The organism is Staphylococcus sp. HMSC34C02, from assembly GCF_001838705.1.
GTDB lineage: Bacteria > Bacillota > Bacilli > Staphylococcales > Staphylococcaceae > Staphylococcus > Staphylococcus borealis.
Window position 1 is genome coordinate 365,123 of sequence record NZ_KV838592.1, and the last position, 17,372, is coordinate 382,494.

The 17,372-nt window shown below is 32.9% G+C and carries 16 protein-coding genes; 12 read left to right on the forward strand and 4 right to left on the reverse strand.

Translation table 11 applies throughout. The features are described 5' to 3' along the window. The first annotated feature begins 368 nt into the window (after positions 1–368). From HMPREF3239_RS10395 to HMPREF3239_RS10445, 11 genes are all read left to right on the forward strand, one after another. Positions 369–1,778: an anthranilate synthase component I gene (locus HMPREF3239_RS10395; protein ID WP_070855585.1), complete on the forward strand. Its 1,410-nt coding sequence runs from the start codon at positions 369–371 to the stop codon at positions 1,776–1,778. After that, positions 1,775–2,374, forward strand: coding sequence for an anthranilate synthase component II (locus HMPREF3239_RS10400; RefSeq protein WP_053030952.1), 600 nt, complete (start codon positions 1,775–1,777; stop codon positions 2,372–2,374). Before HMPREF3239_RS10395 ends, HMPREF3239_RS10400 begins: the two co-directional genes overlap by 4 nt. Then, on the forward strand, positions 2,349–3,365 hold the full coding sequence (trpD, locus tag HMPREF3239_RS10405) for an anthranilate phosphoribosyltransferase (protein ID WP_070855586.1): 1,017 nt from the start codon (positions 2,349–2,351) through the stop codon (positions 3,363–3,365). The genes HMPREF3239_RS10400 and trpD overlap by 26 nt, the downstream gene beginning before the upstream one ends. Further along, positions 3,349–4,131: an indole-3-glycerol phosphate synthase TrpC gene (gene trpC / locus HMPREF3239_RS10410; protein ID WP_070855587.1), complete on the forward strand. Its 783-nt coding sequence runs from the start codon at positions 3,349–3,351 to the stop codon at positions 4,129–4,131. Before trpD ends, trpC begins: the two co-directional genes overlap by 17 nt. After that, positions 4,128–4,763: a phosphoribosylanthranilate isomerase gene (locus tag HMPREF3239_RS10415; protein ID WP_070855588.1), complete on the forward strand. Its 636-nt coding sequence runs from the start codon at positions 4,128–4,130 to the stop codon at positions 4,761–4,763. The genes trpC and HMPREF3239_RS10415 overlap by 4 nt, the downstream gene beginning before the upstream one ends. Then, positions 4,756–5,967 carry a tryptophan synthase subunit beta gene (trpB, locus tag HMPREF3239_RS10420; protein ID WP_070855589.1) on the forward strand — a complete coding sequence of 404 codons (1,212 nt, stop codon included), beginning with the start codon at positions 4,756–4,758 and terminating at the stop codon, positions 5,965–5,967. The genes HMPREF3239_RS10415 and trpB overlap by 8 nt, the downstream gene beginning before the upstream one ends. After that, the gene (trpA, locus tag HMPREF3239_RS10425) at positions 5,960–6,691 is read left to right on the forward strand and encodes a tryptophan synthase subunit alpha (RefSeq protein ID WP_070855590.1); all 732 of its coding nucleotides are present in this window, start codon (positions 5,960–5,962) and stop codon (positions 6,689–6,691) included. The genes trpB and trpA overlap by 8 nt, the downstream gene beginning before the upstream one ends. Positions 6,692–7,058: 367 nt before the next feature. Then, the gene (locus HMPREF3239_RS10430) at positions 7,059–8,321 is read left to right on the forward strand and encodes an aminoacyltransferase (protein ID WP_070855591.1); all 1,263 of its coding nucleotides are present in this window, start codon (positions 7,059–7,061) and stop codon (positions 8,319–8,321) included. 17 nt (positions 8,322–8,338) lie between these two features. After that, entirely contained in the window at positions 8,339–9,598 is a 1,260-nt protein-coding gene (locus HMPREF3239_RS10435) for an aminoacyltransferase (protein WP_053030939.1), read from the forward strand. An 830-nt stretch (positions 9,599–10,428) separates the two neighbouring features. Further along, on the forward strand, positions 10,429–11,208 hold the full coding sequence (locus tag HMPREF3239_RS10440; protein WP_070855592.1) for an HAD-IIB family hydrolase: 780 nt from the start codon (positions 10,429–10,431) through the stop codon (positions 11,206–11,208). An 80-nt stretch (positions 11,209–11,288) separates the two neighbouring features. Beyond that, complete coding sequence (locus tag HMPREF3239_RS10445) at positions 11,289–12,302, forward strand: siderophore ABC transporter substrate-binding protein (protein WP_070855593.1); 1,014 nt, start codon at positions 11,289–11,291, stop codon at positions 12,300–12,302. 77 nt (positions 12,303–12,379) lie between these two features. On the opposite strand, the gene HMPREF3239_RS10450 is transcribed toward HMPREF3239_RS10445, so the two are convergent. Further along, positions 12,380–12,721: a hypothetical protein gene (locus HMPREF3239_RS10450; protein WP_053030933.1), complete on the reverse strand. Its 342-nt coding sequence runs from the start codon at positions 12,719–12,721 to the stop codon at positions 12,380–12,382. A gap of 165 nt (positions 12,722–12,886) precedes the next feature. Here HMPREF3239_RS10450 and pepF point away from each other — a divergent pair, with 165 nt between their 5' ends. Further along, a complete protein-coding gene (pepF, locus tag HMPREF3239_RS10455; protein WP_070855594.1) occupies positions 12,887–14,698 on the forward strand; it encodes an oligoendopeptidase F in 1,812 nt (603 codons plus the stop codon). A 111-nt stretch (positions 14,699–14,809) separates the two neighbouring features. On the opposite strand, the gene phoU is transcribed toward pepF, so the two are convergent. The 3 genes from phoU to pstA form a co-directional block, all read right to left on the reverse strand. Next, positions 14,810–15,451, reverse strand: coding sequence for a phosphate signaling complex protein PhoU (gene phoU, locus HMPREF3239_RS10460; RefSeq protein WP_053030929.1), 642 nt, complete (start codon positions 15,449–15,451; stop codon positions 14,810–14,812). Positions 15,452–15,463: 12 nt separating this feature from the next. Beyond that, positions 15,464–16,339 carry a phosphate ABC transporter ATP-binding protein PstB gene (pstB, locus tag HMPREF3239_RS10465; protein WP_053030927.1) on the reverse strand — a complete coding sequence of 292 codons (876 nt, stop codon included), beginning with the start codon at positions 16,337–16,339 and terminating at the stop codon, positions 15,464–15,466. 111 nt (positions 16,340–16,450) lie between these two features. After that, positions 16,451–17,371: a phosphate ABC transporter permease PstA gene (gene pstA, locus HMPREF3239_RS10470; RefSeq protein WP_053030925.1), complete on the reverse strand. Its 921-nt coding sequence runs from the start codon at positions 17,369–17,371 to the stop codon at positions 16,451–16,453. Position 17,372 lies beyond the last annotated feature (1 nt).

The following is a 17,372-nucleotide window of genomic DNA, read 5'->3' on the forward strand; positions in this document are numbered from 1 at the left end:
GTATTTATCGAATTGGGTCTGGAATTCTAAAGTTTAATAATTGATGAGTGAACAATTTATTGTTAATTAAGGTGGCACCACGGTAACGCGTCCTTATAAAGTGAGCGCGTATGCTGTGGTGTTTTTAATATTCAATTTAATAGCATAAATGAAGTAGTGATAAGTATGGTAGTGACAGAAAGTTGATGGGTGATGTAAATCAACACCGCTTAATATGAAATTGGGTTTATGCTAGTAAAACAAATTAATATCAATGAGTGAATGTTCAATATTCCGAATAATTGGAATATTGCGTTAATTAAGGTGGTACCGCGCGTCAGCGTCCTTTAGATAAGGAGGCTGACTTTTTTAATGAAAGGAATGAGAAAATGGATTTTTATTATGAAGTATTAAGAGCGCATATAACGCCCGAAGTTTTAGGGCAGTTAAACGAACGAAAAATTATACTGGAAAGTACGAGTCAACAACAATTGAAAGGTAGATACTCTATCGTAGCATTTGAGCCTTATGGCACTGTCAAATTAAATGATAATTCTTTGATGATTGAAACTTTAAAAGGAACTCAAACAATAACTTCTGAGCCATACAATTATTTGAAATCATACATCAATCAGTTTGATTGTGACATTGATGATGAAACATTAAAGCAATTGCCATTTATTTCAGGTTTTATCGGAACGTGTAGTTTTGATTTAGTGCGACATGAATTTCCAATTTTACAACGCATCGCTATTGAAAGTAAGAAAACAACACACGACGCAACGCTCTATATGATAGAAGATGTGTTTGTATTTGATCATTATAAAGATGAGTTATACGTTATTGCGTCAAATCAATTTTCAAAAGTAAGTAAAACTGAATTAAAAACTAGGGTAGCTCGTAACGTTCAGTCATTATCACATATTCAAGTTTATCAAGAAGATATTAAAAAACGACCTAAGCGATCACATATAAAAGCAAATATTTCTGATGAACAATTCATTCATATCATCCAAGAAATGAAACGACGGATTACTGAAGGAGATATGTTTCAAGTTGTACCTTCTAGAATATATAGTTATGAGCATCATTTCAAAGCGGATAAGAACCAATTAAGTTATCAGCTTTATCAAAATTTAAAACGGAAAAACCCTAGCCCATATATGTATTACATCAACATGGACCGAGAGATTATAGTTGGGAGCTCACCAGAAAGTTTTGTCGCAGTTCATAACGGTGAGGTGACAACGAATCCCATTGCTGGAACGATTCAACGTGGTACAACGCCAGAAAAGGATGAGCGTAATGCTAATCAATTAATCACAGATGAGAAAGAGCGAAGTGAACATAGTATGCTTGTAGATTTAGGTAGAAATGACATTCATAGAGTGAGTATCACTGGATCTTCTGAAATATCTAAACTTATGGTAATTGAAAAATATGAACATGTCATGCATATCGTCAGTGAAGTGAAAGGCAAAATTAAAAAGGGGTTATCTCCGATGACTATTATTGCAAGTCTTTTACCAACTGGAACCGTTTCTGGTGCGCCTAAACTAAGAGCAATACAACTTATATATGAAGCATATCCATATAAGAGAGGCGTCTATAGTGGTGGCGTTGGTTATATCAATTGTAACCAAAATTTAGATTTTGCATTGGCAATACGGACCATGCTCATTGATGACAATACGGTTAATGTTGAGGCAGGCTGTGGGGTGGTATACGATTCTGTACCTGAAAAGGAGCTTGAAGAAACGCGACTTAAAGCCAAAAGTTTACTGGAGGTAACACCATGATACTAATTATAGATAATTATGATTCATTTACGTATAACTTAGTTGATATTGTTAGTCAAATTGATGATGTATGTATTAAATATCCAAATGATAAAGATGTATTGCATTATTTAGATCAAATTGATGGTGTGATTATTTCTCCAGGTCCTGGCCACCCATTAGATGGGGATGAATTGATGACAATTATTGATAACTATCATTCATTACCTATTCTAGGGGTATGTTTAGGCGCTCAAGCACTTACTTGCTATTACGGTGGCAAAGTTGTCCAAGGAGAAAAAGTGATGCACGGCAAAGTGGACACACTTGAAATTCAAAATCAGTCGCCACTCTATTTGTCGATACCACATCAAATTAAAATAATGAGATATCACTCGCTTGTCAGTGACATAGCGTCTTTTCCAAAGAATTTAATCATTACTGGGCGGACAAAAGATGCAATACAATCCTTTGAAGATAAGGAACATCTACATTTCGGAATTCAATATCATCCCGAATCATTCGCCACTGAGTTTGGCGCACAAATCATTAAGAATTTCATTCATATTGTAAAGGAAAGGGGGCATCTGAATGGTGCTACTAAAACATATAAATGACCATACTACTATAACCCAATCAGAGGCAACGCAATTGATAGCGTATCTAACAGATCCGCAAGTTGATATTGAAGATAAAGTCGATGTACTAACGCGTTTTACTAAAAAAGATATTAAACAAGAAGAATTAACTTATATTGCCAATGGTTTAATTCAAACTATGTATCCTAAACAACCGACATATGAAGGCAGTATTTGTGTGTGTGGAACAGGAGGGGATAAATCAAATAGCTTTAATATTTCAACGACGGTATCGTTTGTCGTCGCGAGCGCAGGTGTTCCGGTTATCAAACATGGAAATAGAAGCATCACATCGCATTCAGGAAGCACAGACTTATTAAAAGAATTAGACATAAGGACGACGAAAGTATCAGATGTACCATCACAAATCGAAAGGCGAGGATTGGCATTTATTAATGCGATGGAATCTTATCCCATTATGAAACATATTCAACCCGTTAGAAAAATGATTCCTATGCCGACTATTTTTAATATAATTGGGCCACTTATCAATCCGTTTAAATTAACTTATCAAGTCATGGGCGTATACGACCCAAGTCGATTGCACATGATAACGCAAACGCTTAGAGATTTAGGGCGTCGAAGAGCAATCGTAATACACGGAGCCAACGGTATGGATGAAGCTACATTATCTGGTGACAATGAAATTTATGAGCTAAATGAAAAAGGTAATATAACGCATTATTATATTAATGCTAAAGATTATGGATTAAAGGTTGCTGATAACATAGCATTACAAGGTGGTAGTCCAATTGAAAACAAACAAATTACGTTGGACATTTTAAGTGGTCGTGACACATCTTGTAAAAGAGATGTTGTTGTATTGAATGCAGCACTTGCATTATATGTTTCAGAAAAAGTAGCTACAATCGCTTCTGGAATAGATCTCGCACAACATTTAATTGATAGTGGTCGTGCGATGAAACAATTTTTACAAGTTAGAGGTGATAGTTGTGACAATATTAAATGACATAGTGGCATATAAAAAGCGTTTATTAAACGATGGTTATTATCATCAGAAATTACAAACATTAAAAGCGACAAAACATAGTAGTAAAGCACGTTTAACCGATGCATTAAGTAGAAATGAAAATTTAGTATTAATCGCCGAAATCAAATCGAAGAGTCCTTCCATTAAGGCATTTCAACAAAAAGATGTAGTTCAACAAATAAAAGATTATGAAAGATATGGCGCAGATGCCATTTCTATCCTTACTGATGAACAATATTTTGGTGGTAGTTTTGAAAGATTACAAGCTTTATCGGCAAAGACACAATTGCCGGTGTTGTGTAAAGATTTTATCATTGATCCGCTTCAAATTGATGTTGCTAAACAAGCGGGTGCATCAATTATTTTACTCATTGTGAATATCCTTACTGATGAAAAGTTAAAACAACTTTATCATTATGCGACGTCTAAGGGATTAGAAGTATTAGTTGAAGTACATGATGATAATGAGTTACAAAGGGCATATGAGTTAGAACCGCAAATCATTGGTGTAAATAATCGAGATTTAAAATCCTTTAACACCGATGTTGAACATACGAATCATATACTTGAGTATAAAAAGGAAAACTATTTTTATATATCTGAAAGTGGTATTCATTCACAACAAGATGTCAAACAAATCATAAATAGTGGTATTGACGGCTTATTAGTGGGTGGTGCTTTAATGAATTGTAATCAGTTAGAACATTTTATACCATCACTTAAATTAAAAAAGGTGAGAGTATGATTTTAAAATTTTGTGGATTTAAAACAAAATCAGAAGTGTTAAAGTTGTCTACTCTGAATGTAAATATGGTGGGTTTTGTATACTATCCTAAAAGCAAACGTCATTTAGAGATTGAACAAATTAATGCGTTAGCCCAGTTTGTTCCAGATGGTATAGATAAAGTAGTTGTAATGGTTAATCCCACCTTCCAGCTTATAAAGAAAATGTTAAAACAAACGCATATCAATGCGATTCAACTCCATGGGGAAGAAACAATAGCATTTATCAAGCAAATTAGGCTGAATTTTAAGAATATTAAAATAATTAAAGCGTTACCAGCTAGCCAGAATATCATAGATGAAATTGAACGATATCGTCCTTATGTAGACTTATTTATTATAGATACGCCATCTAAACAATATGGTGGGACTGGTCATTCATTTGATTGGACGATTTTAAAACGCATTAAGCAATCCGTTCCGTTTTTAATCGCTGGAGGTATTGATGCTAACAAAATAAAACAAATTGAAACATTACATCTAAATCACGTAGGTTATGACATTTCAAGCGGAATCGAAACAAATGGTATGAAAGACAAAAATAAAATGTTAGCTGTAATACAACAATTGAAGGGAGTACAAAAGAATGTTTAATATACAAACCGAAGCAGATGAACTAGGATTTTTCGGAGAATATGGTGGTCAATATGTTCCGGAAACACTAATACCGGCAATTAATGAATTGAAACAAGCATATGAGAAAGCAAAAAATGATCAATCATTTCAAGATGAATTATCGTACTATTTAAAAGAATATGTAGGTAGAGAAACACCGTTGACGTATGCAAAATCTTACACCCAAGCACTGGGTGGCGCTCAAATATATTTAAAACGGGAAGATTTAAATCATACAGGTGCGCATAAAATAAATAATGCATTAGGTCAAGCATTATTGGCAAAGCGAATGGGCAAAAATAAATTGGTTGCAGAGACAGGAGCTGGTCAGCACGGGGTAGCAAGTGCCACAGTTGTTGCATTGTTCGATATGGAGTTAATCGTATTTATGGGTAGAGAAGATATTAAACGCCAACAGCTCAATGTATTTCGAATGGAATTATTAGGTGCCAAAGTTGAAGCCGTTGATGATGGTCAAGGAACACTCTCGGATGCGGTTAATAAGGCGTTACAATATTGGGTGAGTCATGTTGAGGATACACACTATTTACTCGGTTCAGCATTAGGACCTGATCCGTTTCCTACAATGGTTAGAGATTTTCAAAGTGTAATTGGCCGTGAAATAAAAGACCAAATACTTCAAAAAGCAGGACGATTACCTGATGCTGTGGTGGCTTGTATAGGTGGCGGTTCTAATGCTATAGGCACGTTTTATCCATTTATTCAAGATAACGTTAAGTTGTATGGTGTCGAAGCTGCTGGACAAGGATTTGATACAGATAAGCACGCGCTCGCAATTGGAAAAGGGCGACCTGGTGTACTTCATGGTTCAAAAATGTACTTAATTCAAGATGACCACGGACAAGTAGAATTAGCACACTCTATATCGGCTGGTTTAGATTATCCAGGTATTGGACCAGAACATTCATATTATCACGATATTGGACGTGTTAAATACGAACATGCTAGTGATACCGAAGCTATGGAGGCACTTATCCGCTTCAGTAAAATGGAAGGTATTATACCAGCCATTGAAAGTGCACATGCACTGAGTTATGTAGAAAAATTAGCACCAAAAATGAATAAAGATGAGATTTTAGTAGTGACGATTTCAGGTCGCGGTGATAAAGACATGGAGACAATTCGACATTATATGAAGACAAGAGGTGACTCACATGACTAAGCTTTTTATTCCATACATTATGGGAAATAAATCATTTATTAAGAATATGAAAATCTTAGATGAAAACGGTGCTGATATCGTTGAAATTGGTGTGCCGTTCTCAGATCCTGTTGCGGATGGCCCTATCATTATGGAAGCAGGTAACCAGGCTATCAAAGAAGGAGTAACAATAGATTATATTTTTAATGAACTATCTAATCATAAAGATGAAATCAATTGTAAATATGTACTAATGACGTATTACAACATTATTGTTTCTTATGGCGAAGAGGCTTTCTTTAAACAATGTGCAAATGTAGGTGTTTATGGTGTGATTATTCCTGATTTGCCACACGAATTAACTCAAAAATTGAAAGCTAAAATAGCTAAGGTGAATGTTAAGCTCATATCACTTGTAGCAATGACTGCAGATGATGAACGTATTAATAAAATTGTTAAACAGGCAGAAGGATTTATCTATACGGTAACAATGAATGCTACAACGGGTGAAAACGGAACATTTCATCCACGATTGAAAGATAAATTAAAACTGCTTAAAGCACATACAGATATACCAGTTGTTGCAGGGTTTGGAATCAGAACAATTGAACATGTCAAAGATATTGCTGATGTAGCAGACGGTATAGTTATTGGTAGTGAAATCGTTAAACGTTTGAGTCAAGATGATAATGTGGATACGATTCACTTTTTGAAACAAGTAAGAGAGACGCTAGATATGCTTTAGATAAAAAGCGTCCCTTGGTGGTGGTAATACAAATTTGAATCATTATTATACAATAGCTACACTTAATTATTGTGTCAAAGCAAGCTGGGAGCGGACGACGAATTTTAAAAGAATTCTGTTCCGCTCCCAGTTTTTATTTACTACTTTAATTAGATGATATCGTTTAGGTAGGATCACAACATTTATTTTATAAAATATTTCAATCTCATAAATGGTTTGTATTTTAGTTTTGTTAATTTCTATTGTATACTTAATGAAACTGGATATATAAATTTTTGGTTGAAGATAAAGATATTATTCAAAATTATAATTTAAATTTTGAACTAAAAAAATAGATAAAGATTCTTTGAAGTAGGAGCAATAAATAATGAAGTTTACAAATTTAACAGCTGCAGAATTTGGCAATTATACAGATAAAATGCCATATAGTCATTTCACCCAAACGACTGAAAACTATGAGATGAAAGTTGCAAATAAAACAGAAACTCACTTAGTTGGTATCAAAAATAAAGATAATGAGGTCATTGCAGCTTGCATGTTAACAGCAGTACCAGTCATGAAATTTTTTAAGTACTTTTATAGTAACCGTGGACCAGTAATTGATTATGATAACAAAGAGCTTGTCCACTTTTTCTTTAATGAATTAACAAAGTATTTAAAACAACATCATTGTCTCTTTGTTCGTGTTGATCCTTATTTACCATATCAGTACTTAAATCATGACGGTGACATAACAGGTAATGCTGGCAATGATTGGTTCTTCGATAAGATGAAGCATCTAGGATTTGAACACGAAGGATTTACTAAAGGCTTTGACCCGATTAAACAAATTCGTTACCATTCTGTTCTAGATTTAAAAAACAAAACAGCTAAAGATGTATTAAACGGTATGGATAGTCTTCGTAAACGTAATACAAAAAAAGTTCAAAAAAATGGTGTGAAAGTTAAGTTCTTATCAGAAGAAGAACTTCCAATCTTCCGTTCATTTATGGAAGATACTACCGAAACGAAAGAGTTCCAAGATAGAGACGATAGTTTCTATTATAATCGATATAGACATTTTAAGGATCGCGTCCTCGTTCCATTAGCTTATATTAAATTTGATGAGTATTTAGAAGAACTTCAGAATGAACGTGAAACGTTAAATAAAGATGTAAATAAAGCGATTAAAGATATTGAAAAACGTCCAGATAATAAAAAGGCGTTAAATAAAAAGGAAAACCTTGAAAAACAACTTGATGCTAATCAACAAAAAATAGATGTGGCAAAAACATTACAAGCTGAACACGGTAATGAACTGCCAATATCTGCTGGTTTCTTCTTTATCAATCCATTCGAAGTTGTATACTATGCTGGAGGAACTTCTAATAAGTATAGACATTTTGCGGGAAGTTATGCTGTTCAATGGACAATGATTAATTATGCGATTGATCACGGCATTGATAGATACAATTTTTATGGCATCAGTGGTGACTTCAGTGAAGATGCTGAAGATGTTGGTGTTATTAAATTTAAAAAAGGCTTCAATGCAGATGTAATTGAGTATGTTGGGGACTTTATGAAACCGATTAACAAACCTATGTATTCAGTATATAAGACACTCAAAAAGATGAAAAATAGATTTAATTAAGAGGGGAATAGACGAATATGAAATTTACAGAGTTAACAGTTAAAGAATTCGAAAACTTTGTACAAAACCCATCATTAGAAAGCCATTACTTCCAAATGAAAGAAAATATTCAAACACGTGAAAATGATGGCTTTGAAGTAGTGTTACTTGGTGTTAAAGACGAAGGCAATAAAGTGCTTGCAGCTAGCCTTTTCTCAAAAATACCAACTATGGGAAGTTATGTATATTACTCAAATCGCGGTCCAGTTATGGATTATTCAGATCTAGGTCTAGTTGATTTTTATTTACGTGAATTAGAAAAATATCTACATCAACATCAATGCCTATACGTAAAAATTGATCCATATTGGATTTATCAAATTTATGATAAAGATATTAATCCACTTGAAGATAGAGAGAAAAATGATGCGGTAGTCAACTTATTTAAATCTCATGGTTATGAGCACCATGGATTTACTACTAAATATGACACATCAAGTCAAGCGCGTTGGATGGGGGTTAACTACCTAAAAGGTGAAACACCTGCATCATTGAGAAAGCAATTTGATAGCCAACGAAAAAGAAATATCAATAAAGCGATAAACTACGGGGTAAAAGTAAGATTTCTAAGTAGAGATGAATTTCATATATTCCTAGATTTATATCGTGAAACAGAAGCGCGAACAGGTTTCGTATCTAAGACAGATGAATACTTCTATAACTTCTTTGATACTTATGGAGATAAAGTGCTTGTTCCACTTGCATATATTGATTTAGATGAATACATAAAATCATTGCAAGACGCATTAACTGACAAAGAGAGCCGTCGTGATCAAATGATGGCAAAAGAAAATAAAAATGATAAACAACTTAGAAAAATTGCTGAATTAGATAAGCAAATTGAACACGATAAAAAAGAACTCTTAAATGCAAGCGAATTACGTCAAACAGATGGCCAAATCTTGAATTTAGCATCAGGTATTTTCTTCGCAAATGCATATGAAGTGAATTACTTCTCTGGAGGCTCATCTGAAAAATATAATAATTATATGGGACCATATATGATGCATTGGCATATGATGAACTATTGTTTCGAACATGGTTATGATCGCTATAATTTCTACGGTTTATCAGGCGATTTCACAGAGAATAGTGAAGATTATGGTGTTTATCGCTTTAAACGAGGATTTAATGTATATATCGAAGAGTTAATTGGGGATTTCTATAAACCTATTAATAAGTTTAAATATTGGTTGTTTAATACACTTAATACAATTCGCAAGAAAATAAAAAAATAAATTAATGTTAATAAAGGCTGCGACATTCAACATGTCACAGCCTTTATTTATCGTAACGAGTGATAGAGACAAGTTACAATACAGTGTAGGTAAATTCTAAGTTGATTTTCATGTTGCCCCTACAATTTAATATTACCACAGGTTTGGTTTTTAGCAATAATATTACAAAATAAATTTATTTTAGTAAATTTAAAATGTATGAAAAGTAATTCCTTATAGAAATTAATTTAGTTTATCTTTTATGAGTATGTTCATCATTTACGATTTAATGCGAAACAATTACGATTTAAAACAAAATACCATACTTGTAAGTGAGAAAAAAATATTTAGGCACCTTGGAAGCATTTTAAATATAACTATGTAAATACAGTAATTTAAGAAAAACCTAAATTATATCGGCGAGCCTCTAAAATCGATTAAAATGATATACGTTCACATACAGTTGAATGTATGTACTTAGTCATTGGTATAGTAAAAATTAGTTGCTTAATTATTTAACATTTAGGTAGCTGCTAAATACTGCAAGTTTTTGATCAATAATACGTAGTGATAAAATAACATGTTCAGAAATCATCCTGACAGCGTACGAATAAGTGTAATAACTAAAGGTATATATCGATGTGAGTATTTTAGTTTACATAATATATATTATAGGAAGTTATATGTGTTATCTCAGGGGACCTATTCTATTAATGATTTCGTGTAATTCAACATGACAATCTATGTACAATCATTTAGTATTATTCCTCATAGTTTTTAAATAGCTTACTATATATGCAGTTATATGTGCTAAACTCTAAATATATTACGATATATTAAAGGAGATTAATATGAATCTAGTATTAGATATTGACGGTACGATTTGTTTTGATGGACAACAAATTGATCAAGATATTGTCGATCGTTTACTTAGTTTACATAATATAGGACATAGAGTTATTTTTGCTTCGGCAAGACCGATACGTGATTTATTACCTGTTTTGCCTAAGCAATTTCATTTATTTCCACTTATTGGCGGTAATGGTTCTATCGTTTCTATTAATGGTCATATACGACCATTGGCAACCATTCAGCCTAAATCTTTTAAGATAATCAAAGATGTTATTAACCACTATGATTTAGATTATATTGTAGATGATCAATGGGATTATGCTGCGCGTGTTGATGAGTCTCATACTATTTTTGGTCGTCTTGATCCACAGCGATTAGCACACAAATTAACACTCGATGACATTAAGGCACCGATTAAGACGATTTTATTGAATATTGCTAACGAAGACTTTGATGAAATTGCTGCTTATATAGCGACAACTGCACCTCATTTATCTCTGATTAATCATTCGAATGAACACAATATTGATATTACCGCTAAAAATATCAATAAATTTTCGGCTATTGAATCTATCCTTGGTAGTCAGCCAACCTATATTGCATTTGGAAATGATCACAATGATATTGAGATGCTACAACACGCTAAGATTGGCTATTTTGTGAATAATAATCAAATAGATGTTGCTATTTTTAAAAACGATAATAAAATTCAGTGTATTAATGCTAATACAGATGCCCTATGTCTTGTTTTAGATCAATTACTGGAAGATTTAGTTTAAAAATAAGTGAGTATATGCATTCGAATTATATTGAAAATGATTATCAATTTCAATATAATTGTTTCATAGGAGGCTTAATTATGAAAAATTCATTTAAATATATTGCTATACTCTTTTCAATCATCATATTACTTGCTGCGTGTGGCAAGGATTCGAATTCAAAAACATCCTCTTCCAAGGATACGATTACCGTTGACAATACATATGAATTCAAGGATAAAAATAATACCCATACTAAAGGTGAAATGAAAACCGAGAAAGTTAAGATTCCAGTAAATCCAGACCGAGTTGCTGTGTTGGATTATGGTGCACTAGATATTATGAAACAGATGGGATTAGAAGACAAAATTGTAGCTATTGCAAAAGGTAAAGGTGCAGCATTCTTGCCTACTTCCCTTTCTGAATTTAAAAATGACAAATATATTAACTTAGGTAATCCTGGACAACCTAATTATGATAATTTGGCAAAGGCTAAACCCGAAGTCATTTTCGCTTCATTTAGACAAGCTCATACTAAAACTTTAGATGAAATGAAAAAAGCAGCACCTAACGCTAAAATATTATTTGTAAGTCCTGACAACGATCATTATATTGATTCAATTAAAGATAACACAACGTTGTTTGGTAAAATTTTCAAAAAACAAGATGTAGCTAAAGATTTAAATGAAAAACTTAGTAAGAAAGTAGCTGAGACGAAAAAAGTTATCAATAACGATACGGTACTATTTCTAAACGTAGATGATAAAGGTGTTAAAGCATTTGGTCCTACAGGTCGTTTCGGTGGATTCCTAAATAAAGATTTAGGTATAACGCATGCCGACAAGTCTATGAAAGCAAACTCAGCTGGTAATACAGTTACTTATGAGTATTTAAATAAAGTAAATCCAGATAAATTGTTTGTAATAGATCGTACACAAAAAGGTAACGACAAAACCTTACCTTCTGCTTTAAATAATGATGTCATTAAAAATATGAAGGCAATCAAGCATAACCAAGTTTACCAATTTGAATCTAATGCGTGGTATTTTTCAGAAGGTGGTATTCAAACAACGATTGAACAATTAGATAAAATTGAAAAGGCATTTAAAAAATAATAAAGCACACCCGACTAAACATAATAAAAAACGTTTGAAACATCATGCTTAATGCATTTAGTTTCAAACGTTTTTTATTATCTATTGCGACGACGGAATGTTTCGTCATCATCTTCGTATTTACGTATTTCCTTTTCTAATTGTTTCTTTTTACGTTCACGACGCCAATTTCTAGTGAAATACCATAATAAAAAGCTAATAATTAAACTGATAATGGCTAAAAACGCAGCGTATCCAAGTAATGGTTGAAATGAAATGTCATAAAAATTAGGTATGAAAAATGCTAAAACAGCTAACGCAACAAATGTAATTACTGCGGATACAAACCATTTTTTTAGTACTAAAGCACTAAAGACAGTCAAAATGATCATTGCAACTATAGTAATCCATAAATAGTTTGGCATATCAAAAATAGTCATGTGTATCTCCAATCTAAAAAAAGTTCTTTTAAATACTATACAATAATACGTAATTAAATCATACATCTTTGCTTACGAGTTTAACTCGGCCTTAAGGCTTAATAATGAGTTTGAAAATAATATTGTGTATAATAGTTGTGAAAAATAATTGAGGGAGTGAAATATATGACGTCAGGTTTACCATTTAGAAAAGATGTTTCAGAATCAGAAAAATGGAATTTAAATGATTTATTTGAAAGTGACGCACATTTTTATGAAACGTTAGATAATGTCCTTAACCAATCAAAATCATTTAACCAACAATACAAAGGTAAAATTACTGATGCTACGATGATTAAAAAAGTGTTAACTGAATTTGAAAATATCCTTATTCAGCTTGATCGTCTAGGTAATTATGCAGAATTAAGACTAAGTGTCGATACAGCAAACACAGAGGCACAAACATTAAGCGCTAAATTATCGACAAATTATGGGAAAATTTCAAGTCAGTTATCCTTTGTAGAATCAGAAATAGTATTACTACCTGAGAATGTGATTAAACAAGCAATAGCTGAATCTGAAGTGCCACACTACTTAGAAAAATTAATTGAAAGCAAACCATATCAATTATCTCCAGAAGTTGAGCAAGTATTGGCTAGTTTGTCACCTACTTTCCAAAGTGCCTATGAATTATATGGCACTACGAAAATGTTAGACATTGCCTTTGAATCATTTGAACATAATAATGTGACATACCCTATGGATTACGCAACGTTTGAAAATGAATATGAAGATAATGCTGATCCTGAATTTAGACGTAAAAGTTTCAAAAGCTTTAGTAACGCATTAAAGAAATATCAACATACAACTGCTGCGACATATAACCAACATGTGAAACAAGAAAAAATAGAAGCAGATTTAAGAGGTTATGATTCTGTCATTGACTACTTATTACATGATCAAGAAGTCACGCGAGAAATGTATGACAGACAGATTGATGTGATTATGAGTGATTTAGCGCCAGTAATGCAGAAATACGCTAAACTATTACAACGTATTCACAAGCTAGACAAAATGCGCTTCGAAGATTTAAAAGTATCTGTTGATCCAAGTTATGAGCCTGAAATATCAATAGAAGATTCTAAACAATATATCCATGGTGCACTAAAGGTACTTGGTGATGACTATATTCAAATGGTGGAACATGCTTATAATCAGCGCTGGATTGATTTTGCACAGAATAAAGGTAAAGATACAGGTGCTTATTGTGCTAGTCCATATGCTACACATTCATATGTATTTATTTCTTGGACAGGTAAAATGACTGAAACATTTGTATTAGCACACGAATTAGGTCATGCAGGACATTTCACATTAGCACAGCAACATCAACACTTGTTAGATTCTGAAGCATCAATGTATTTCGTTGAAGCACCATCTACTATGAATGAAATGTTAATGGCTAATTATTTATTCAGTAATAGTGAAGATCCTAAATTTAAACGTTGGGTCATTGGTTCAATATTATCACGTACGTATTATCATAATATGGTTACTCACTTATTAGAAGCTGCATATCAACGTGAAGTATACCGCAAAGTGGATAATGGTGAATCACTAACAGCGCCAGTACTCAACCATATCATGCAAGATGTATATGAACAATTCTTTGGCGACGCTGTTGAGTTAACAGATGGTTCGGAATTAACTTGGATGCGCCAACCCCACTACTATATGGGATTGTACTCATACACATACTCTGCAGGGTTAACCATTGGTACAGTTGTTTCACAAAAAATTAAGCAAGAAGGTCAACCGGCAGTAGATGCATGGTTAAAAACATTACAAGCAGGTGGAAGCCAATCACCTGTTGCTTTAGCAAAAATTGCAGGTGTTGATATTACAACAGATGCCCCACTTAAAGCAACAATCAAATACATTTCTGACTTAGTAAACGAAGCGGAACAATTAACAGATGAAATTGAAAAACAAGGTTAAGTCATTACGCTTGTTGATTAATTTTAAAACCCTGAAAATAACTAGTTGAATCAGTTATTTTCAGGGTTTATTTACTTGATTTGGGTTATTTCATTTAGGAATAATTCTATGTTATTTATCGTAATGTTCACCAGTATAGAAATAATAAATACTTTCTGCTATATTTCTAACGTGGTCCCCGACTCTTTCAAGGTTTCGTGCTGCAAGGTGTGCTTGTCCGGCTACAAAAGGATCGTTATCGATTAAATATGTCGTGTTAACAATATTGGCATAAAGATCATCAATGTCTTTATCACGTTCAATCACTTCTTTAATCAATGTGATATCTTCTTCCTTTGTTGCGGTGTTAAGATCTTGCAACATTAGCATTGCCAATTTCCCCATCGTTTTTAAACGTGTTAACACATAATGATCTGTTATCTTTACTCGGAGTCTAATATGCGCGATATGTGCTGCATTATCTCCCATTCGTTCAAAGTCTGTGGAAATTTTTAAAGCTGCCATCATCATTCTTAAATCAGTTGCAATAGGTTGTTGCTTAGTGATGAGCATAATCACTTTTTCATTTATTTCATAGTCTAAATGATTAATCGTTTTATCATTTTCGATTACTTTTCTTGCATAATTTTTATCTTCTTCACTTAACGACACTAAAGCATGTTCTAGATTAAAATAAACACGAAGACCAAGGTGACGAATATCTTTAATTAAGTCACCCAATTGACCTTCGTATTTCTGTCTAATAATGGTCATCATAGTCGAATATTAACCGAAACGTCCTGAGATGTAATCTTCTGTTTGTTTATCAGAAGGATTAGAGAAGATTTTATCAGTGTCGTCATATTCGTTAACGTACCCATTAAGGAAGAATGCAGTTTTATCTGATACACGTGCAGCTTGTTGCATGTTATGTGTAACCATAATAATTGAATAATTTTCTTTTAATTCTTGAACCAATTCTTCAACTCTTAAAGTAGAAATTGGGTCAAGTGCAGACGTAGGTTCGTCCATTAAAATGACATCTGGTTCAATTGCTAAACATCTAGCGATACAAACACGTTGTTGTTGACCACCAGATAAACCATATGCATTTGTGTGTAATCTATCTTTTAATTCATCCCAAATTGCAGCGCCACGTAAAGATTTTTCTACGATTTCATCTAATAGTTTCTTATCTTTAATACCGTGTGTTTTAGGGCCATAAGTAATGTTATCATAAATTGATTTGGGGAATGGGTTTGGTTGTTGGAATACCATACCAACATTCGTTCTTAATTTTTCTTTAGAATAATTTTCGTCAAAGATATTTTGATCACGGTAAAGAATTTTACCAGCAGTTTTGACTGAAGGTACTAATTCTACCATACGATTTAATGTTTTGATGTATGTTGATTTACCACAACCAGATGGTCCAATAATTGCTGTTACATTGTTTTCTAAAATATCTAAATTGATATTTTGTAAAGCATGTGTATCGCCATACCATAAATCTAAGTTTTGTGTTGAATACACTACTTTTTTATTCGTATCAGTTTCGTTATTATGTTTCACTTCATTTGATGAAACAACTGTTGAAATTGAGTCTTGAGATCGATTTGTATGTTGTGCTAATTCTTTCTCTTTAACATTTGTATTTGCCATAATTAAAAACTCCTTTATATCTGTAAGATTGAAACGATAATGATGCATGATTATAAACATGTCATTGTCGCTTCAATCTTCACTCCCTAATGAATGATGTATATGATTGGATTAATATTTTCTAGAGAACTTGTTACGTAAGAAAATGGCTACTGCGTTCATTAATAATAAGATGACTAGTAATACGATAATTGCTGCTGATGCAACATTTTGGAATTCAGCTTGAGGCATTTTAGCCCAAGTGTAAATTTGCGTTGGTAATGCTGTAAACATTGACATAATACTTGTTGGTGTTGCTAATAGAATCGTTGGTATACCAATTAAGATTAATGGCGCTGTTTCACCCAGTGCACGAGATAAAGATAGAATGAAACCAGTTAAGATACCAGGTAGTGCTGCAGGTAATACAACACGTCTAATAGTTTGCCATTTGTTTGCGCCTAAGCCGTATGAAGCTTCACGAACAGAGTTTGGAACAGCTCTGATTGCTTCCTGACTTGAAACGATAATAATAGGTAAAATAAGTAATGACATTGTTAAGGCTGCAGCGATAACACTATTACCTAAAGCAAGTGCTTGAATACCGCCACCACGAACGAATAATGTTAATCCTAGTAAACCAAATACGATTGAAGGTACACCGGCTAAGTTAGAAATGCTAATTTTAACGAAGCTCGTAAAGAAATTATCTTTCGCATATTCTTCTAAGTAAATTGCCGTACCAACACCTAAAATCATAGAGATTGGGATAATACTTACCATTAACCAAATTGTTCCTGCTAATGCACCTTTAATACCTGCTTGTGAAGGTGTAGAAGAAGAGAAACTCGTAAAGAAATCTGGTGTAAGATAACCAATACCTTTAACAAATGTTTGAATTAATAAAGCTGCAAGTACGATTAAAGCGATTACGATACATGTAAAGAATAACCATTTATTTAGCTTGTTCGTTTTGCCACGACTTGAAATATTTTTTTCTACTTTATTTTGGTCTATTAATGTTTTTGCTTTAGGATTTGTAGTAGCTGTCATA